The sequence below is a fragment of the Streptomyces sp. NPDC058751 genome (assembly GCF_042746485.1).
Classification (GTDB): Bacteria; Actinomycetota; Actinomycetes; order Streptomycetales; family Streptomycetaceae; genus Streptomyces.
Genome location: NZ_JBHYPZ010000029.1, coordinates 14,943 through 33,803, shown reverse-complemented (window position 1 = coordinate 33,803; position 18,861 = coordinate 14,943). Strand labels below are relative to the sequence as shown.

At 72.8% G+C, this 18,861-nt stretch carries 16 protein-coding genes; 7 read left to right on the top strand and 9 right to left on the bottom strand.

The window, feature by feature from the left end; all coding sequences use genetic code 11:
• Positions 1–359: 359 nt before the first annotated feature.
• Complete coding sequence (locus tag ACFW6B_RS25440) at positions 360–1,742, top strand: cysteine desulfurase/sulfurtransferase TusA family protein (RefSeq protein WP_386599090.1); 1,383 nt, start codon at positions 360–362, stop codon at positions 1,740–1,742.
• Between the two features lie 135 nt (positions 1,743–1,877).
• Here the strand turns inward: ACFW6B_RS25440 and ACFW6B_RS25435 are convergent, their stop codons facing one another.
• Entirely contained in the window at positions 1,878–2,852 is a 975-nt protein-coding gene (locus ACFW6B_RS25435; RefSeq protein WP_386599088.1) for a carbohydrate kinase family protein, read from the bottom strand.
• A gap of 133 nt (positions 2,853–2,985) precedes the next feature.
• Between ACFW6B_RS25435 and ACFW6B_RS25430 the strand changes: the two genes are divergently transcribed.
• Both ACFW6B_RS25430 and ACFW6B_RS25425 read left to right on the top strand, forming a co-directional pair.
• On the top strand, positions 2,986–3,207 hold the full coding sequence (locus ACFW6B_RS25430) for a hypothetical protein (protein WP_386599085.1): 222 nt from the start codon (positions 2,986–2,988) through the stop codon (positions 3,205–3,207).
• 202 nt (positions 3,208–3,409) lie between these two features.
• Complete coding sequence (locus tag ACFW6B_RS25425; protein ID WP_386599083.1) at positions 3,410–5,464, top strand: hypothetical protein; 2,055 nt, start codon at positions 3,410–3,412, stop codon at positions 5,462–5,464.
• A 125-nt stretch (positions 5,465–5,589) separates the two neighbouring features.
• Here ACFW6B_RS25425 and ACFW6B_RS25420 read toward each other — a convergent pair whose 3' ends face one another.
• Positions 5,590–5,946 (bottom strand): iron-sulfur cluster assembly accessory protein, encoded by a 357-nt coding sequence (locus ACFW6B_RS25420; protein WP_010987443.1) that lies wholly within the window; start codon positions 5,944–5,946, stop codon positions 5,590–5,592.
• 336 nt (positions 5,947–6,282) lie between these two features.
• Between ACFW6B_RS25420 and nadA the strand changes: the two genes are divergently transcribed.
• Positions 6,283–7,467, top strand: a complete 1,185-nt coding sequence (nadA, locus tag ACFW6B_RS25415; protein WP_386599081.1) for a quinolinate synthase NadA — start codon at positions 6,283–6,285, stop codon at positions 7,465–7,467.
• A 185-nt stretch (positions 7,468–7,652) separates the two neighbouring features.
• Here the strand turns inward: nadA and ACFW6B_RS25410 are convergent, their stop codons facing one another.
• The 5 genes from ACFW6B_RS25410 to ACFW6B_RS25390 form a co-directional block, all read right to left on the bottom strand.
• Positions 7,653–10,799, bottom strand: a complete 3,147-nt coding sequence (locus ACFW6B_RS25410) for an efflux RND transporter permease subunit (protein ID WP_386599079.1) — start codon at positions 10,797–10,799, stop codon at positions 7,653–7,655.
• 156 nt (positions 10,800–10,955) lie between these two features.
• Positions 10,956–11,633, bottom strand: a complete 678-nt coding sequence (locus tag ACFW6B_RS25405; RefSeq protein WP_386599077.1) for a response regulator — start codon at positions 11,631–11,633, stop codon at positions 10,956–10,958.
• On the bottom strand, positions 11,630–12,946 hold the full coding sequence (locus tag ACFW6B_RS25400; RefSeq protein ID WP_386599075.1) for a sensor histidine kinase: 1,317 nt from the start codon (positions 12,944–12,946) through the stop codon (positions 11,630–11,632). The genes ACFW6B_RS25405 and ACFW6B_RS25400 overlap by 4 nt, the downstream gene beginning before the upstream one ends.
• Before the next feature lie 293 nt (positions 12,947–13,239).
• Positions 13,240–13,518, bottom strand: coding sequence for a hypothetical protein (locus ACFW6B_RS25395; protein ID WP_386599073.1), 279 nt, complete (start codon positions 13,516–13,518; stop codon positions 13,240–13,242).
• A gap of 29 nt (positions 13,519–13,547) precedes the next feature.
• Positions 13,548–14,345, bottom strand: coding sequence for a PspA/IM30 family protein (locus ACFW6B_RS25390; RefSeq protein ID WP_386599071.1), 798 nt, complete (start codon positions 14,343–14,345; stop codon positions 13,548–13,550).
• A gap of 245 nt (positions 14,346–14,590) precedes the next feature.
• Here ACFW6B_RS25390 and ACFW6B_RS25385 point away from each other — a divergent pair, with 245 nt between their 5' ends.
• Both ACFW6B_RS25385 and ACFW6B_RS25380 read left to right on the top strand, forming a co-directional pair.
• Complete coding sequence (locus ACFW6B_RS25385; protein WP_386599069.1) at positions 14,591–15,217, top strand: DUF3043 domain-containing protein; 627 nt, start codon at positions 14,591–14,593, stop codon at positions 15,215–15,217.
• Between the two features lie 83 nt (positions 15,218–15,300).
• Entirely contained in the window at positions 15,301–16,002 is a 702-nt protein-coding gene (locus ACFW6B_RS25380) for a class I SAM-dependent methyltransferase (RefSeq protein WP_386599067.1), read from the top strand.
• A 104-nt stretch (positions 16,003–16,106) separates the two neighbouring features.
• Here ACFW6B_RS25380 and ACFW6B_RS25375 read toward each other — a convergent pair whose 3' ends face one another.
• Complete coding sequence (locus ACFW6B_RS25375) at positions 16,107–16,319, bottom strand: hypothetical protein (protein WP_361691930.1); 213 nt, start codon at positions 16,317–16,319, stop codon at positions 16,107–16,109.
• Between the two features lie 113 nt (positions 16,320–16,432).
• Between ACFW6B_RS25375 and ACFW6B_RS25370 the strand changes: the two genes are divergently transcribed.
• Entirely contained in the window at positions 16,433–17,632 is a 1,200-nt protein-coding gene (locus tag ACFW6B_RS25370; RefSeq protein ID WP_386599065.1) for a bifunctional adenosylcobinamide kinase/adenosylcobinamide-phosphate guanylyltransferase, read from the top strand.
• Between the two features lie 56 nt (positions 17,633–17,688).
• On the opposite strand, the gene ACFW6B_RS25365 is transcribed toward ACFW6B_RS25370, so the two are convergent.
• Positions 17,689–18,756 (bottom strand): class I SAM-dependent methyltransferase, encoded by a 1,068-nt coding sequence (locus ACFW6B_RS25365; RefSeq protein WP_386599063.1) that lies wholly within the window; start codon positions 18,754–18,756, stop codon positions 17,689–17,691.
• Between the last annotated feature and the right edge of the window lie 105 nt (positions 18,757–18,861).

Below are 18,861 nucleotides of genomic sequence, written 5' to 3'. Positions count from 1 at the left end.
CCTGCGTCGGGCAGGGGTTTGGATGTTTATGCGGACCAAACCCTACTGGACGCTATTTGGGGTCGCGCGGGGAGGGTGCCCAACGCGCCGCCCGACTCCCCGAAGGAGTGCTGTTTCGCCTGCAAGACCCTGTCAGAGTACCTGGAATGCCCCAGTCCGGATGCCTTCTGACGCCCCCTTGGGAGGACCGGCGACGGGCGGACGCGCGCCGCCGCGGGACCGGTATCCGCCGCTCGGACTCACGCGGAGGGACGCACCTCGGCACCCCTCCGGCCCGGACGGCAGGACCGGGGTCCGCCCGACGGTTCCCGTCACCACCCGGCGGACGGAAACCGCCGGACAGGCCCTAGCGTGGTGGTGTGTCCTACTTCGACGCCGCGTCCGCGGCCCCGCTGCACCCCGTCGCCCGGCAGGCCCTGCAGGCCTCGTTCGACGAGGGGTGGGCCGACCCCGCCCGTCTCTACCGCGAGGGGAGGAGGGCCCGGCTGCTCCTCGACGCGGCGCGCGAGGCGGCGGCCGAGGCGGTGGGCTGCCGCCCCGACGAACTGGCCTTCACCACCTCCGGCACCCGCGCGGTGCACTCCGGCGTCGAGGGCGCCCTGGCCGGCCGGCGACGCGTCGGACACCACCTGATCGTGTCAGCCGTCGAACACTCGTCGGTGCTCCACTCGGCGGACGCCCACGAGGCGTCGGGCGGAACGGTGACCCGCGTTCAGGTCGGGCGTGGCGGACGGGTGTCCCCTTCTTCCTATGCCGAGGCCCTGGGTCCCGGCACCGCGCTGGCCTGCCTCCAGTCCGCCAACCACGAGGTGGGCACGGAGCAGCCGGTCGCCGAGGTGGCACAGATGTGCCGGGAGGCAGGAGTGCCGCTGCTGGTGGACGCGGCGCAGTCGCTGGGCTGGGGACGGGTGGAGGGCGACTGGTCCCTGTTGACGGCAAGTGCCCATAAATGGGGCGGCCCCTCGGGCGTGGGGCTGCTCGTCGTCCGCAAGGGCGTACGGTTCGCGCCCCAAGGCCCGGCGGACGAGCGGGAGTCGGGGCGGGCGGCCGGGTTCGAGAACATCCCGGCGATCGTCGCCGCGGCGGCCTCGCTGCGCGCCGTCCGGGCGGAGGCGGCGGTGGAGGCGGGGCGCCTGCGTGAACTGACGGAGCGGATCCGGGCGCGGGTGCCCGCGCTGGTGCCGGACGTCGAGGTGGTCGGCGACGCGGTCCACCGGCTGCCGGGGATCGTCACCTTCTCCTGTCTCTATGTCGATGGAGAGACCCTGCTGCACGAACTGGACCGGGCGGGCTTCTCGGTCTCCTCGGGCTCGTCCTGCACGAGCAGCACCCTGACCCCCAGCCACGTCCTGAAGGCCATGGGTGTCCTGAGCGAGGGCAACGTGCGGGTGTCGCTGCCGCCCGGCACCGGGGAGGAGGACGTCGACCGCTTCCTGTCGGTGCTTCCGGGGGTGGTCTCGGGGGTCCGCGAGAGGCTGGGGGCGCCGACGGCGGTGACGAAGGTCCCCGCGGCCGCCGACGCGCTGGTGGTCGACGCGCTGGGCAGGCGCTGCCCGATCCCCGTCATCGAGCTGGCCAAGGTCATCGGGGACGTGCCCGTCGGCGGCACGGTCCGGGTCCTGTCCGACGACGAGGCGGCCCGCCTCGACGTCCCTGCGTGGTGCGAGATGCGGGGCCAGGAGTACGTCGGGGAGGAGCCCGCGGAGCACGGCTCGGCCTACGTCGTCCGCCGGCTGTCGTAGGACCGCCCCGCGGAGGCGGGCCGACCCTGCCCGCGCCGGGCGGAGGCGGGCCCCGGGCGAAAGGTCCGGGCCCGCCTCCGTCGGACGGAGGCGGGCCCGGACCTTTCGCCGTGCGCGGGGTCTAGTGCTGCGGCACTAGGAGAGGTGCGCCTTGACCTCGGTGGCGGCGTCGTCGCCGTACGCCTTGGTGAAGCGCTCCATGAAGTGGGCGCGGCTCAGCGTGTACTCCTGCGTGCCGACGGTCTCGATGACCAGGGTGGCGAGCATGCAGCCGACCTGCGCGGCGCGCTCCAGGCCGACCCCCCAGGCGAGACCGGAGAGGAAGCCGGCGCGGAACGCGTCGCCGACGCCCGTCGGGTCCGCCTTGAGCTGCTCCTCGGGGCAGCCGACCTCGATCGGGTCGTGGCCGACGCGCTCGATGCGGACGCCGCGCGAGCCGAGGGTGGTCACCCGGTGGCCGACCTTGGAGAGGATCTCCTCGTCGCTCCAGCCCGTCTTGGACTCGATGAGCCCCTTCTCGTACTCGTTCGAGAAGAGGAACTCCGCGCCCTCCAGCAGGACCCGGATCTCCTCGCCGTTCATGCGCGCGATCTGCTGCGAGAAGTCGGCGGCGAACGGGATCCCGCGCGAGCGGCACTCCTCGGTGTGGCGGAGCATCCCCTCGGGGTCGTCCGCCCCGATCAGGACGAGGTCGAGACCGCCGACCCGGTCCGCGACGGCCTTGAGCTCGATGAGGCGGGCCTCGCTCATCGCGCCCGTGTAGAAGGAGCCGATCTGGTTGTGGTCGGCGTCCGTGGTGCACACGAAGCGCGCGGTGTGCAGCACCTCGGAGATGCGCACGGACTCGGTGTCGACGCCGTGCCGGTCCAGCCAGGCACGGTACTCGTCGAAGTCGGAACCGGCCGCTCCGACCAGGATCGGGCGGGTACCGAGCTGGCCCATGCCGAACGCGATGTTCGCGCCGACCCCGCCGCGGCGGACATCGAGGTTGTCGACCAGGAAGGAGAGGGAGACCGTGTGCAGCTGGTCGGCGACCAGCTGGTCGGCGAAACGGCCGGGGAAGGTCATGAGGTGGTCGGTGGCGATGGAGCCGGTGACTGCGATACGCACGGCTAGGACACGCTCCTGCGAGGGGAGGGGATTGACAGTTAACGCTACCGGGTCCGCACGCGACCCCTGAAGGGCCAAAACTACCCGATAGTAGATCTTTCTTCGTGACGGCAACGGTGCATACGGTTCCGGTATGACGAACATCAAGGTCCACGGCACCGCTCCGCTCGGCCCGGTCGGCGACCTGGAGGGCGACCTGGAGTCGCTGCGCGGCGACTGCGCCCGGATGGCCGGCCACTGGTCGGCCCCCGCTCCCGTCCCCGCGCTCCACGTCTCCCCCTCCCTCATCCACGGGGTGACGGTCCCGCCCGCCTCAGCGCGGCTGCTGGACGCCATGTCCGACTACGGCGACTGACCGCGCCGTCCGGGCGGTGCCGCCGTACGGGTGAGCCCCGGCGCCGCCCGGGTGAAGACGGGTGCGCATGCGGGGAACCGTGCGCTCCCCCGCTGCGTCCCATCGGCGTCCCCCGTGAAAGGGATGCGCCGTACGACCCTGGAGTGCCCGTCATCGACAGGGCCGGGTCGTGGGACGGCAGCGGAGCCGAAGGAGCGATGCGGTGAGCACCGAGCGACCCGACAACGACGCGACCGATCCCGTCGGGGGTCACGCCGAGGGTCCCGCCGAGGACACGGCCGGGGGCACCGTCGAGGATCCCCCCGAGGGGGGCACCGCGACGGACGCCGCCGACGTGACGGATGCCGCCGGCACGGTCGCGGACACCCCGGAGGGCGCCGTCCCGGGTTCCGGTGAGGAGGCCGACGGGAGTTCCGGCGGGGACACCGACGGGGCGACCGGCGAGGACGCCGCCGAGGGTTCCGTCGGGGGTTCCGTCGGGGACTCCCCCGAACCGCCCGGCTCGCCCGAGGACACCGACGGGGCGGCCCCGGAAGGATCCCGCGAGGACGAGGACGAGGCCGGCGACTCCGGCGAGGGCGCCGTCGAGAGTGCCGTCGAAGGTGCCCCGGAAGGGTCCGGCGAGGACGAGGCCGGTGACTCCGGTGGGGTCGGCGGGGGTTCCGGCGGGGAGTCCCGCGACGAGCACCCCGAGGTCGCCGTCGTGGGGTCCGGCGCGGGACACGGCGAGGGCGCCGGAGCCGACGGGGCGCGCCGTCGGCGCACTCCGGTGCTCGTCGCCTCGGTCGCCGCCGCCGTGCTGCTCGCCGGGGGCGGCGGCGCCTACTTCGCCGCGACGGCGGCCGGAGGCGGCCGTTCCGGCACCCCCGGCGCCGACGGCACTCCCCCGCCGCTCGCCCTCGAGGGCTACGCCGCGAGCACCTCGGGCGACGACGCCACGGGCAGCACCGCCGGCATCGCGCCCGGCGAGCCCGACCCCTACGGCACGACCTACCGCGCGAGCGGCACACTCCCCTCGGGGCCCGGCTCGGCGCACGTGCGGTGGGCCGAGGGCACGGTCACCCGGGCCGAGGTGGCCCGGCTCGCGAAGGCCCTGGGCCTGGCGGGCACCCCCCGGCTCTCCGGGGACTCCTGGACCGTCGGCACCGCCGGGGACGGCAGCGAGCCGAACCTGCGGGTGACCGCGGACGCTCCGGGGACCTGGACCTACGCCTCCGCCCTGCCGGGAGGCGACAACTGCGTCAAGGTCACGAGGTGCGCTCCCGCCCGCTCCGGCTTCTCGGCGGCGGACTCCGCGCCGGGCCCGGTGAGCGAGGCGGCGGCCGAGAAGGCGGCGGCGCCGGTGCTGAAGGCGGTGGGCCAGGACGACGCGAAGCTGGACGCGAGCCAGCTCATGGACCGGGTACGGGTCGTGAACGCCGACCCGGTCATGGGCGGGCTGCCCACCTACGGCTGGACGACCGGCCTGCGGATCGGCACGGACGGCCGTGTCGTCGGAGGCAGCGGCCGGCTGAAGGCGCCGGTGGAGGGGGACGCGTACCCGGTCGTCGGTGCACGGAAGACGCTGGACCTGATGAACGGGTCGGCGAAGGCCGACAGGCGCATGGGCATCGGCGGCTGCGCGAGCCCCGTACCGCTGAAGGACCGGGACGAGACGCCGTGCGAGCACCCCTCCGCGAAGCCGGAGCCGGAGGCCGCGACCGTCGAGAAGGCCGTCTTCGGACTGGCGGCCCAGCGTGCGGACGGACGGCAGGTGCTGGTGCCGTCCTGGCTGTTCGAGGTGCGGTCGCCGGGCGCGCGGGACACGTACACCGTGACGCGTCCGGCGGTCGACCCGGCGTTCCTCGCCTCGCCGGAGTCACCGGCGCCGCCGAGCGCGGACCCGGCCGTGCCGGTGCCGTCCGGCGAGCCGTCCTCCCCGGCGGCCACGCGTGACGTCGGCGTCCAGGGCTACACGGCAAAGGGCAGGGACCTGACCGTCAGCTTCACCGGCGGGGTCTGCGCCCACTACTCGGTGTCGGTGAGCGAGAGTTCCGGCAGGGTCACCGTCACCGTGACGGAGAAGCCCTGGAAGAACAAGGTCTGCATCATGATCGCCAAGATCTACGAGAAGACCGTGCGCCTGGACGAGCCGCTCGGCGGTCGCGAGGTCGTGGGGAGCGACGGCAGGGCCGTCCACCACGGGCACTTCGGCGTCCCCGAGACGTCCGCGGCGACACCGCCCACGTCCGCTGCGACGCCGCCCGGGCCCCGGTAGGCGCGGGCGGCCCGGTCCCGGACACGCGAAGGCGGCGTCCCCCTGAGGCAGGGGGACGCCGCCTTCGTCCGTACTCCGCGTGCACGCGCCTTCTCCACGAGCCGTGGAACCGGCCCGGGGGCGGACTAGCTGAAGGAGTCGCCGCAGGCGCAGGAGCCCGTCGCGTTCGGGTTGTCGATCGTGAAGCCCTGCTTCTCGATGGTGTCGACGAAGTCGATCGAGGCGCCGCCCAGGTACGGGGCGCTCATGCGGTCGGTGACGACCTTCACACCGTCGAAGTCCTTGACCACGTCGCCGTCGAGCGAGCGCTCGTCGAAGAAGAGCTGGTACCGCAGGCCGGAGCAGCCGCCGGGCTGAACGGCGACGCGCAGCGCCAGGTCTTCACGGCCTTCCTGGTCGAGCAGGGCCTTGACCTTGGCAGCGGCGGCGTCGGACAGGATGATGCCGTCGCTCACGGTGGTGGTCTCGTCCGATACGGACATCTGCTTCTCTCCCGGGTTGTACGGAGACTGCTTGCCGCAGGTTGCAACCGGCGGGGCCGCGGATTCATTCCGGGCCGAGCTCGTGTCTTCTGCCTTCTCTCTTCATGCTCGCACATGCGCCCGCGCACGAACACCGGCCCGTGGGCAACCCCACGGACACCCGGGGGTCACCCGACCGAGAGGCGATCGGGATTCATGTCACATGGACGCTATGGCCCATCGTCAACGTGACGTGAAGCGGTTATGATAGATAGCGTCAAATAGACGAAAAGGTATCGTCCCGCCGGACCGCTCCCCAAGAGCCCGGTGACCCGCAGAACAGAAAGGGTGCGTGTCGTGACCACCGCCCAGACCCAGGAGCTCGACGTACAGCCGACGCCCCTCGCCCTGCTGCTGCTCGGCCGCCAGGCCGACCCGAACAGCGAGCGGGGCGTCGAGTGCCCCGGCGACCTGCCCTCACCGTCCGACCCGGACTTGGTCGAGCGCGCACGGGCGGCCAAGGAGAAGCTCGGCGACAAGGTCTTCGTGCTCGGCCACCACTACCAGCGCGACGAGGTCATCCAGTTCGCTGACGTCACGGGTGACTCGTTCAAACTGGCCCGCGACGCGGCCGCCCGTCCGGAGGCCGAGTACATCGTCTTCTGCGGTGTGCACTTCATGGCGGAGTCCGCCGACATCCTCACGGGCGACGCCCAGAAGGTCGTCCTGCCGGACCTCGCCGCGGGCTGCTCGATGGCCGACATGGCCACCGCCGAGCAGGTCGCCGAGTGCTGGGACGTCCTGACCGAGGCCGGTATAGCCGAGCAGGTCGTGCCCGTCTCGTACATGAACTCGTCCGCGGACATCAAGGCGTTCACCGGCAAGCACGGCGGCACGATCTGTACGTCCTCGAACGCCCAGCGGGCCCTGGAGTGGGCCTTCGAGCAGGGTTCGCAGGTGCTGTTCCTGCCCGACCAGCACCTCGGCCGCAACACCGCCGTCCGCGACATGGGCATGTCCCTGGACGACTGCGTGCTCTACAACCCGCACAAGCCGAACGGCGGACTGACCGCCGAGGAACTGCGCGGCGCGAAGATGATCCTGTGGCGCGGCCACTGCTCGGTGCACGGCCGCTTCAGCGTCGACTCGGTGAACGACGTGCGCGAGCGCATCCCGGGCGTCAACGTCCTCGTGCACCCCGAGTGCAAGCACGAGGTCGTCGCGGCGGCGGACTACGTCGGCTCCACCGAATACATCATCAAGGCCCTGGAGGCCGCCCCGGCCGGCTCCAAGTGGGCGATCGGCACGGAGCTGAACCTCGTACGGCGCCTCGCGAACCGGTTCGCGCCCGAGGGCAAGGAGATCGTCTTCCTCGACAAGACGGTCTGCTTCTGCTCGACGATGAACCGCATCGACCTGCCCCACCTGGTGTGGACCCTGGAGTCCCTGGCCGAGGGCAACCTCGTCAACCGCATCGAGGTCGACAAGGAGACCGAGGCGTTCGCGAAGCTGGCGCTGGAGCGGATGCTGGCGCTGCCGTAGTCGCAGGTGACGACGGAGAGGCGCCCCCCGTGTCCGGGGGGCGCCTCTCCGTCGTACACCGCCCCGCCCGGCCGGAGAACCCATGGCTCCCGGCGTGAACGCACGGCCGGAAGGCGCGCGGGCGGAAAGCGCGTGGCCCCGTCCCGGCGTGTGGACGCCGGGACGGGGCCGTGTTCGGAACCGGGTCAGACTCCGGCCGGCTCCGGGGATTTGTCCTCGTCGTCCACGGAGTCCTCGCCGGACCCGGCCGGCTCGGTCTCCTTCTTCGACTCCCGCTTCGCCGCCCGCTTCTCCGCGCGGCGCTCCTTGCGCAGTTCGATCATCGCGTAGAGCGTCGGGACGAGCAGCAGGGTCAGCAGCGTCGACGTGATGAGACCGCCGATCACGACCACCGCGAGCGGCTGCGCGATGAAGCCGCCCTCACCGGTCACGCCCAGCGCCATCGGCAGCAGGGCGAAGATCGTCGCCAGTGCCGTCATCAGGATCGGGCGGAGCCGGTGCCGGCCGCCCTCGATCACGGCCTCGACCACGCCGTGGCCCTGCGCCCGGTACTGGTTGACGAGGTCGATCAGCACGATCGCGTTCGTCACCACGATGCCGATGAGCATCAGCATGCCGATCATCGCGGGGACGCCCATCGGAGTACCCGTGACGACGAGCAGACCGATCGCGCCGGTCGCCGCGAACGGGATCGACACGAGCAGGATCAGCGGCTGGACCAGCGAACGGAAGGTCGCCACCAGCAGCATGAAGACGATCGCGATCGCCGCCAGCATCGCCAGCCCCAGGTTCGCGAACGCCTCGTCCTGGTCGGAGGAGACACCGCCGATCGACGCCGTGGCACCGGCGGGCAGCTTCAGCTTGTCGAGCTTCGCCGTGAGGTCCGCGCTGACCGCGCCGGTGTTGTCGCCGGTGGGCTTGGCGGTGATCGTGGCGGCCCGCTGGCCGTCGATGCGGGTCATCGCGACCGGTCCGTCGACCAGCTCCACGTCGGCGATGTCACCGAGCTTCACCGCGCCGAGCCGCAGCCCGCGCAGCTCCTCGAGCGTGGTGACCGGCTTCGCGGACCTGATGACGACGTCCCGCTCGGTGTCGTCCAGGATCGCCTTGCCGCTGACGGTGCCGCGCACCGCCTGGCCGACCGCGGCGCCCAGCGTGGCGTCGTCGAAACCGGCCGCCGCCGCCTTGGAGTTGGCCTTGACCGAGATGCGCGGCACGCTCTGGGAGAGGTCGCTCGTGACGTCGGTGACGTCGTCGAGCTTCGCGACCGTCTCGCGGACCTGCTCGGCCGCCTTGCGCAGCACGTCCTTGTCGGCCGCCTTCACGACGACCTTGAGGTCCTGGCTGCCGAAGGCGTCACCGGCCGCGACCGTGGTGGTGCCGAGGCCGGAGAGCTCGCCGAGCCCCTTCTCGATGCGCTTCTGGACGTCCTTGGAGGAGGCGGAGTCCTCCAGCATGATCTGGTACGACGCCTGGTTGGTGTCCGTGCCGCCGCCGAAGGCCGCCATGAAGCCGGAGGAGCCGATGGTGACCTGGTAGTCCTTGACGCCCTTGACGCCGTCGAGGAGCTTCTCGACCTTCCTCGCCTGCGCGTCGGTCGCGGCCAGGCTGCTTCCCGGCTTCAACTGCTGCTTGACGGTGAGGACTTCCTGCTCGCCCTGGTCGAAGAAGTTCGTCTTCAGCAGGGGCGCCATGCCGAACGTGCCGACGAGGACCACGGCCGCGATCGCCAGGCTGGTGAGCCGGCGACGGGTCGCGAAGCGCAGGACGGGGACGTAGACGCGCTGGAGGCGGCTGCGCTCCTCCTTCTCCTCGGCCTCGCGGCGGGCCTCCTCGGCGTCCTCCGGGGTGCCCTTGGGGGCGCGCAGGAACCAGTAGGAGAGCACCGGGACGACCGTCAGCGAGACGAGCAGGGACGCGAGGAGCGCCGCCGTGACCGTGAGGCTGAAGGAGCCGAACAGTTCACCGACCATGCCGCCGGTCAGTCCGATCGGCAGGAAGACGGCGACCGTGGTGAGGGTCGAGGAGGTGACCGCGCCGGCCACCTCGCGGACCGCGGTGAGGATCGCCTCCTGGCGCTCCTCGCCGTAGCCGAGGTGCCGCTTGATGTTCTCCAGGACGACGATCGAGTCGTCGACGACCCGGCCGATCGCGATGGTGAGCGCGCCCAGCGTCAGCATGTTGAGCGACAGGTCCTGGGTCCACAGCACGATGAGGGCCAGCACCACGGACAGCGGGATGGAGACCGCGGTGACCAGCGTCGAGCGGACCGAGGCCAGGAAGAGCAGGATGACCAGGACCGCGAACAGCAGACCGAGGGCGCCCTCGGTGGTCAGCCCGTGGATGGACTTGGAGACCGCCGGGCCCTGGTCGCTGACGACGGTGATCGCCGAGCCGGCGCCGAGGTCGGTGCGCAGGCCGGGCAGCTTGTCCTTGACCGCTTCGGAGATGGCGACGGCGCTGCCGTCGTGGTCCATGGTGACCATCACGGCGAGGCTCGGGCGGCCGTCGGTGCGCGTGATGGAGTCGGCCTCGGCCTGCTCCTGCTTCACGGTGGCGACGCTGTCGAGGCGCACCGGCTTCTTGCCGGGCCGGCCCGGGACCATCAGGTCCTTGATCTGCTCCAGCGAGGTGAAGCCGCCGCCGACCCGCACGGTGCGGTTGCCGCCGTCCTCGTCGAACGAGCCGGCCGGGACGGTCGCCCCGCCCGCCTGGAGGGCCTGGCCGAGGGCGGCCGGGGTGAGGCCGGCCTTCGCCAGCTTCCTGTCGTCGGGCGTGACGGTGACCTGGAGGTCCCGGACACCGGTGACCGCGACCCGGCCGACGCCGTCGATGCCCTCGATGGAGGGGACGACCGTGCGGTCGAGCTGGTCGGCCAGCGCCTGCTGGTCCTTGTCGGAGGTGACGGCGAGGACGACGGTCGGCATGTCGTCCGTCGAGCCGGCGATGACCTGCGGGTCGACGCTGTCCGGGAGCTGGGCGCGCGCCCGGTTGACGGCCTGCTGGACGTCGGCGACGAGCTGCTTGGTGTCGTTGCCGTAGTCGAAGGACGCCATGATCACGGCGTTGCCCTCGCTCGCGGTGGAGGTGACACCGGTGATGCCGTCGACGCCTTCGAGGTTGTTCTCGATGGGCTCGACGACCTGCTTCTCGACCACGTCGGGAGACGCACCCTGGTACGGCGCGATGACCGACACCATGGGCAGTTCGATGGTGGGCAGCAACTGCTGCTTGAGCTGGGGGATCGCTATCGCCCCGAAGACGAGCGCGATGATCGACATCAGCCCTATGAGGGCCCGCTGCGCGAGGCTGAATCTGGACAGCCAGGACATGGGTGGTGGGTCTCTCTTCCGTGGTTCGAGCGGAAAGCGGGGGACGGGGGAACTCCCCACGCCACACCCTGGACCATGGACGGGCGGCGATCCGTAACCCCAGAGTCCATTTCCGTACCCGGAACCTACTCCAGGCGCAGTACGCGCGGGTGACGCTCAGTCCACCCTCGGACGTACCAGCCCCGACTCGTACGCGATGACCACGAGCTGGGCCCGGTCACGGGCGCCGAGCTTGGCCATGGCCCGGTTGACGTGCGTCTTCACCGTGAGCGGACTCACTTCGAGACGCTCGGCGATCTCGTCGTTGGAGTGGCCCGCGGCGACCTGGACGAGCACCTCGCGCTCGCGCCCGGTGAGCGCGTCGAGCCGCGCGGAGCGGGCGCCGCCGGGTCCGTCGTCGTCGCCCTGGGCGAGGAACCGGGCGATGAGGCCCTTGGTCGCCGCCGGGGACAGCAGCGCCTCCCCGCCCGCGGCGATCCGGATGGCGTTCAGCAGTTCCTCGGGTTCGGCGCCCTTGCCGAGGAACCCGGACGCGCCGGCGCGCAGCGACTGCACGACGTACTCGTCGACCTCGAAGGTGGTCAGCATCACGACCCGTACGTGCGCGAGCTCCGGGTCGGCGGTGATCAGCCGGGTGGCGGCGAGTCCGTCGGTGCCCGGCATCCTGATGTCCATCAGCACCACGTCGGCCCGCTCGGCCCGGGTCACCGCCACGGCCTGGGCGCCGTCGGACGCCTCCCCCACGACCTCCATGTCGGGCTCCGAGTCGACCAGCACGCGAAAGGCGCTGCGCAGCAGCGCCTGGTCGTCGGCGAGCACGACACGGATCGTCATACGGGTTCCCCCAGGGCAGTCGCGCGGTTCTTGACCGGAAGGATCGCATGGACGCGGAACCCGCCTCCGTAGCGGGGACCGGCCGTGCAGCTCCCTCCGATCGCGGTGACGCGCTCGCGCATGCCGAGCAGCCCGTGGCCGCCGCCCGTCCGCGCTCCGGTGTCCGCTCCGGGTCCGTTCCCGTGCCGCGGGCCGTCCTCCGCTCCGTGACCGGGGGCCGGTGCGGCGTCCGGTCCGTTGTCCTGTCCGGGGACGGTGCCGGGTCCCGGACCGCCGTCGAGGACGGTCACCTCCACCACGGGCCCGACGCGGACCACGCTGACCTCGGCCTTCGCCCCCGGGCCCGCGTGCTTGCGCACATTGGTCAGGGCCTCCTGGATCACCCGGTACGCGACGAGGTCGGCGGCCGCGGGCAGCACCGTGCCGGAGTCGGAGCGGGCCACCTCGACGGGGAGCCCCGCGTTGCGGAAGGTGTCCGCGAGCTCGTCGAGCCGGGCCAGCCCGGGGGCGGGCTCGGTCGGCGCCTCGGGGTCGCCGGACTGGCGCAGCAGGCCCACGGTCGCGCGCAGTTCGTTCAGCGCGGACCGGCTGGCCTCCCGTACGTGGGCGAGCGCCTCCTTGGCCTGGTCGGGGCGCTTGTCCATGACGTGGGCGGCGACGCCGGCCTGCACGTTGACGAGGGCGATGTGGTGGGCGACGACGTCGTGCAGATCGCGGGCGATCCGCAGCCGCTCCTCGGCGACGCGGCGGCGCGCCTCCTCCTCCCGGGTGCGTTCGGCGCGCAGCGCGCGTTCCTTGATCGCGTGCACGAAGGCGCGCCGGCTGCGGACGGCGTCACCGCCCGCGGCGGCCATGCCGGTCCACGCGAAGACGCCGAGGTTGTCCTGGGCGTACCAGGGCAGCGGCCCGGCGAGCATGGCGACCGCCGTCAGGACCGTCATGGTGACCAGACCGACGCGCCAGGTCGTGGGGCGGTCGGTGGCGGAGGCGACGGTGTAGAGGGCGACGACGGCGGACATGGCGACCGGGGCGCGGGGGTCGGCGGTCACCAGTTCCACCAGGGAGACGGCGACGGTCGCCGCGAGGACCTTCATCGGGGCGCGGCGGCGGAAGACCAGGGCCGCGGCGGCGAGGACCATCAGGGCGAGGCTGAGGACGTCCGGGGTGCGGGCGCTCCAGGTCGTGCCGTCGGAGCCGTGCGGGTCGACGAAGGAGCCGGCCACCATGCTGACGAGGACGCCGGCGGCGACGGCGGCGTCCAGGGCCAGGCGGTGGTCCCGCAGCCAGTCCCTCATGCGCTCCAGGGTGCTCATCCGGCCACGGTACGGGGCCCTGCCGGGCTCGGGACCGGGCGGTACGGCACAACCGTGCGCGCGGTCCGTCCCCGGCGGGGGCACGGGGGTGGCGGTGTCCCGGTGCCGCCGGTACGGCACGAAGCCCTGCCGGGCTCGGGACCGGGCGGCAGGCACGTACGGGGCCGGGCACGGGGACGGCGGCCCCGGGTCGTCCGCTCGCCCTCGCGGGCCCCGGCCGCGGGCTTCCTCGGGCTCCGGGCCGCGGCTTCCGGGACGTGGGCCGGAAGCCCGGGAACCGTGCCGGTGCGGCGTCAGCCGGGGATCAGACCGTCGTCGCTCAGCATCTCGCGGACCTCCTCGAGGGTGGCGTCCGGGGAGGGGAGGATGAGCTCCGACGGCTCCAGCGAGTCGTCGGGGAGGGGGGTCCCGGCGGCGCGCACCGCGTCCAGGAGGGCGGCCAGGGTGCGGCAGAAGCCGGACTCGTCACCCCTCTCCATCTCGGTGAGCAGTTCGTCGTCCAGCTCGTTCAGGGCGGTGAGCCGGCCGTCGTCCAGCCTCACCTGCCCCTCCCCCATGATCCGTACGATCATGTCGCCTCCTCGGGCCCGGGCCCGTCAGGTCACTGCTTGTCGAAGCGCGGGGTGTCCTGCTGCTGCGACGACGGCCGGTCCTGGCCCGTGCCGCCCTCGATCGCCTGCTTCTGCGAGGAGGAGCCGCCGGCCAGCTCGGCCTTCATGCGCTGGAGCTCGAGCTCCACGTCCGAGCCGCCGGAGATGCGGTCCAGCTCGCTCTGGATGTCGTCCTTCACCAGCCCGGACTGGTCGTCGAGGGCTCCGGAGGCGAGCAGCTCGTCGATCGCGCCGGCCCGCGCCTGGAGCTGCGCGGTCTTGTCCTCGGCGCGCTGGATGGCGAGCCCGACGTCGCCCATCTCCTCGGAGATGCCGGAGAAGGCCTCGCCGATCCGGGTCTGCGCCTGGGCCGCGGTGTACGTCGCCTTGATCGTCTCCTTCTTCGTGCGGAAGGCGTCGACCTTGGCCTGGAGTCGCTGGGCGGCGAGGGTGAGCTTCTCCTCCTCGCCCTGCAGGGTCCGGTGCTGCGTCTCCAGGTCGGTGACCTGCTGCTGGAGGGCGGCGCGGCGGGACAGCGCCTCGCGGGCGAGGTCCTCGCGGCCGAGCGCGAGGGCCTTGCGGCCCTGGTCCTCCAGCTTGGAGGACTGGCTCTGGAGCTGGTTCAGCTGGAGTTCGAGCCGCTTGCGGCTGGTCGCCACGTCGGCGACACCGCGCCGGACCTTCTGCAGCAGCTCCAGCTGCTTCTGGTAGGAGTAATCGAGGGTCTCGCGCGGGTCCTCGGCCCGGTCAAGGGCCTTGTTCGCCTTCGCGCGGAAGATCATCCCCATACGCTTCATGACACCGCTCATGGGCTTCGCGCGCCCCCTTCTGACGGACTCCGGCTCCAGGTACTGCAATAGGACCCACAGTACGGGCCCCGCATCCATTACCGCACTGTTCGGGGACGGATGCGCTCATCCCCAAGGACGACTGCGCCTGTCACCGCTCCGGCGTAAGGAGTAGGTGGCCCCCGGGGTTCGTCCCGGAGAGACGTCCTCTCTGTCCAGCACAGACGCACGGTGTTGCCGGATCGTTCCCCACTCGATCGGCGTCCATGCCCGCGGACCCCGTACCCTTGGGTTTTGTGTTCCGTAGCCGTGCGAAGGAAGAGAAGGCCCCCGCCGACAAGGCGCCGGTGACCCTCTCCAAAGTGACCCGTGACCCCCAGGCCCCCAAGGGCCGCCCCACGCCCAAACGCAGTGAGGCCCAGACCCAGCGCCGCAGCGTCGCCCAGACGCCGACGACGCGCAAGGAGGCCGCCAAGCGCCAGCGCGACGACCGCCGTGCGGCGATGGAGCGGCAGCGCCAGGCGCTGGCCAGTGGGGACGAGCGCTATCTGCCCGTGCGCGACAAGGGCAAGGTGCGCCGGTTCGCCCGCGACTACGTGGACTCGCGGCTGTGCGTCGCCGAGCTCTTCCTGCCGATGGCCGTGGTCATCCTCATGCTGAGCGTGCTGCCCAACCCGTGGCTGAAGAACGTGGCGCTGCTGCTGTGGATGGTCGTCATCGTGATGATCATCGTCGACATGGTCGTCATCGCGATCCGCCTGCGCAAGCAGCTCAACACGCGCTTCCCGGACGAGAACACCAAGGGCGCCGTCCGCTACGCGCTGCTGCGCACGCTCCAGATGCGTCGACTCCGGCTGCCGAAGCCGCAGGTCAAGCGCGGAGAGCGGCCCTGAGCACTACGTCGTTCTCCGGGGGCGCGGCGGATGCCTGGCTGAGCAGGCTGGGCGGGCTGCGGGATGTCGTAAGGCAAGAACTGGTGGCCCGGCAGCTCGAGGAGCAGATAACCGGGCGTTATCCGGTGGGGCAGCGCCTGCGGGTGCTCGACGTGGGTGCGGGCCAGGGCACCCAGGCCCTGCGGCTGGCCCGGGCCGGCCATCAGGTGACCGGGCTCGAGCGGGACCCCACGATGCTGTCGGCGGCGCGTGAGGCGCTGGCCGCCGAGCCCGAGGGCATCCGGAGCCGGGTGCGCCTCATGGAGGGCGACGGGCACGAGACCGGTGTGCACTTCCTGCCGGGCGGCTTCGACGTGGTGCTGTGTCACGGCGTCCTGATGTACGCCGAGGAGCCGGACGCCCTGCTGGCCGGGCTGGCGCGGATGCTGGCCCCGGGCGGGCTGCTCTCGCTGCTGGTGCGCAACGGGGACGCGCTGGCCATGCGGCCCGGGATCGGCGGGGACTGGGCGACGGCGCTCGCCTCGTTCGACACGACCGCGTACACGAACCGGCTCGGTCTCGACGTCCGTGCCGACCGGCTCGCCACGCTGACCGCCACGCTCGCCGGGATCGGGGCCCCGCTGCACACCTGGTACGGCGTGCGCGTCTTCACGGACACGGCGGTCGACGGCGCGCCGGTGCCGGAGGACGCGGAGGCGATGCTGGCCGCGGAGGAGCGGGCCGGCCGGACCGATCCGTACCGCCAGGTGGCGGCCCTCCTGCATCTGTGCGGCGTACGCGGCTGAACCGCCCCGGACCGCCGCCCCGGACCGGAACACCGATGTCGCCCGTGCGGGTGCCGCGGGCGGCGACGGGTTGCCGGGGTGTGGCCCCGGCAACCCCTGCCGGCCTACTCCGCTTCGGCGTGCAGGCTCATCGGACCGTAGATCTGCGTGCTGTCCTCGAAGAGGAACACCTGGTCCGCGCCGCCCGCCAGAAGGTCCTTCCACACCTCGCCGATCCAGGACTCGGCGTCGCCCTGGGTGGTGAACTCCTCGGGCTGCACCGCGGGTTGGACCTCTGTCCCGTCGGACTTCTCGAACCGCCACGTCCATGCCGCCATGTACGCCTCCAAGGTGTGAGCACACTGCACAGCGGAAGCCGGACAAGATCCGTCTCCCGTCCGAAGCCTAGCCGGACGCGCAAGACGCGCGGGGACACGGAAAAATCGGCGGCGTGGAACTGACTCTGCTCGGCACCGGTGCCCCCGCGGGCCTGCCCCGCCCCGACTGTCCCTGCGCCGCCTGCGCGGGCGCGCTCGGCGAGGAGGCGCGGGCGGCCACCGCGCTGCTCGTGGACGGCACGCTGCTGCTCGACCTCACCCCCGGCGCCGCGCTCGCGGCGGCCCGCGCCGGACACTCGCTGGGCGGCGTACGGCAGGTGCTGCTCTCCCACCCGCACGACGGCCCCCCCGTGGAGGTGCCGGCCGGGCTGCCGCAGCCGGGCCGGGTGCCCGACGGACGGGAGTTGGCGCTGCTGACGGGACACCGGGTGCGGGCGGTGCCGATGGACGCGCCCGGCACGGGGTACGCGGTGACCGGCCCGGCCGGGCAGCGGCTGCTGTACCTGCCGCCGGGCGCGGCGCCGGCGGGCCTGGACGAGAACGGCGGGGCGTACCACATGGTGCTCCTGGACGTGGTGGGGCGTCCCGACGCCCTGGCGAGACTGCGCGCGGCCGGCGCGGTCGACCCGACGACGGACGTGATCGCGGTGCACCTCGACCACGACGTGCCCCCGGGGGCCGAACTGCGCAGGCGGCTCGCCGCGGCGGGCGCCCGGGCCGTGCCCGACGGGACGACGCTCGACGTGGGTGTCTACGAGGACGTGCCCGACGTCCCGCGCAGGACGCTGGTGCTCGGGGGTGCGCGCTCGGGCAAGTCGGTGGAGGCGGAACGGCGGATGGAGACCTTCGCCGAGGTCCTGTACGTCGCGACGGGAGGGACGCGCGGCGGGGACGTGGAGTGGGCGCAGCGGGTGAGGGTCCACCGTGAGCGGCGGCCCGGTTCCTGGCGGACCGCCGAGACGTGCGACCTGGTGCCCCTGCTCGCCGAGGACGGGCCGCCCCTGCTCGTCGACTGTCTCTCGCTGTGGCTGACGGACGCCATGGACGCGGTGAACGCCTGGGACGACGCCGAGTGGTCCGGGGGCGGTGAACGCGCCCTGCGCGCCCGCGTGGAGGAGCTCGTCGCCGCGGTCCGCCGCACCCGCCGCACGCTCGTCGCCGTCTCCAACGAGGTCGGCTCGGGCATCGTGCCGGCCACGGCGTCCGGACGCCGCTACCGCGACGAACTCGGCCGTCTGAACGCCGCCTTCGCCGGGGAGTGCGAGCACGTGCTGCTGGTGGTGGCGGGACAGGCCCTGCCCCTGCGGGGCTGACGGCGGGCGGCGGGCGGCGGGCGGCGGGCGGCGGGCGGCGGGCGGCGGGCGGCGGTTCAGTCTTCCTTGCGGGCGACGACGCGGTACGCGTTCGAGAAGCGGGTGCGGCACAGCAGGGGGGCCGACAGCCGGTCCAGCGCCGCGGCCGAGGCGAGGAGGGGGGCGGCCGCCCGGCTCAGCGCCCGGCGCGCGGCGCGCTGGAAGGGGGTCGGCGGTGCCGGGTGCCAGGGGGCGTCGGGACCGGGGAGGGCGCGCCCGAGTGCCAGGGCGAGGGCTCCCGAGAGGTCGTGGGGGACGTGCGCCCCGCGCCGGTCCGCGGCGACGATCACGCAGCCCAGTGCCTCCAGTTCGCCGAGCAGGTTGGGCAGCGGAACGAGGTGGAGACGGCGCGGCTGGCCGTGCGCCGGCCACCACTTGCCGAGCAGCGCGCCGAACGCGCAGTCCGGATCGGCCACTTCGGCCACGAGGTGTCCGCCGGGTCTCAACACGTCCAGCGCGGCGCGCAGTTCCTCGCGCGGTTCGGGGGTGTTCTCCAGTTGGTGGAACATGCTCACGACGTCGTAGCGGGCGCGCAGCCGCTCCGCGATCCGCGGGTCGGTGAGCCGTCCGACGTGCGCCTCCTCCACCCGTCCCGCCGCCCGCGCCCGCTCGACGCGCCGCGTGGGGTCGAGACCGTCGAAGGACGTGTACGGGTGGACCTCCCTGGCCGCCGCGGGGAAGTGTCCGTGTCCGGTGCCGACGTCGAGCCAGCTCTCCGGTTCGGCGGAGGGCGGCACGGCGCGGGCCGCCGCGCGGTGGCGCCCGGCTCCGCCGCGGGGGCCGGGCGGCCGTCCGGCGGGACGGCCGTGGGCGCCCTCGCCCGGGTCCCGCCGGTAGAAGGCCAGCCCCTCGGGGGTGAGCCGGGGGTTCTGGAAGGCGTGGGCGCAGTCCCCGCATTCGTCGACGGTGAACGTCCCCGGCTTGCGCTGGCGCAGGTCCGGCGTACGCAGCCGGGTGCGCAGGCGCTTCGAGCCGCACCACGGGCAGTCGGCGCGGCGCGGCTCGTGGAACCGGGCGGTGCCCCGGGCGAGTTCGGCCGCGTAGGCGGCACGGCGTTCGGCGATCGGCTGCGGGGTGGGGGGCATGGACGCTCCTGTCCGGGACGAACCGTACGACAATCCGATGCAAACGGTACGTATGCGATGGGGATCCGGAGCGCAACGACGTGGCGCGGACGCGTTCGATCGGTG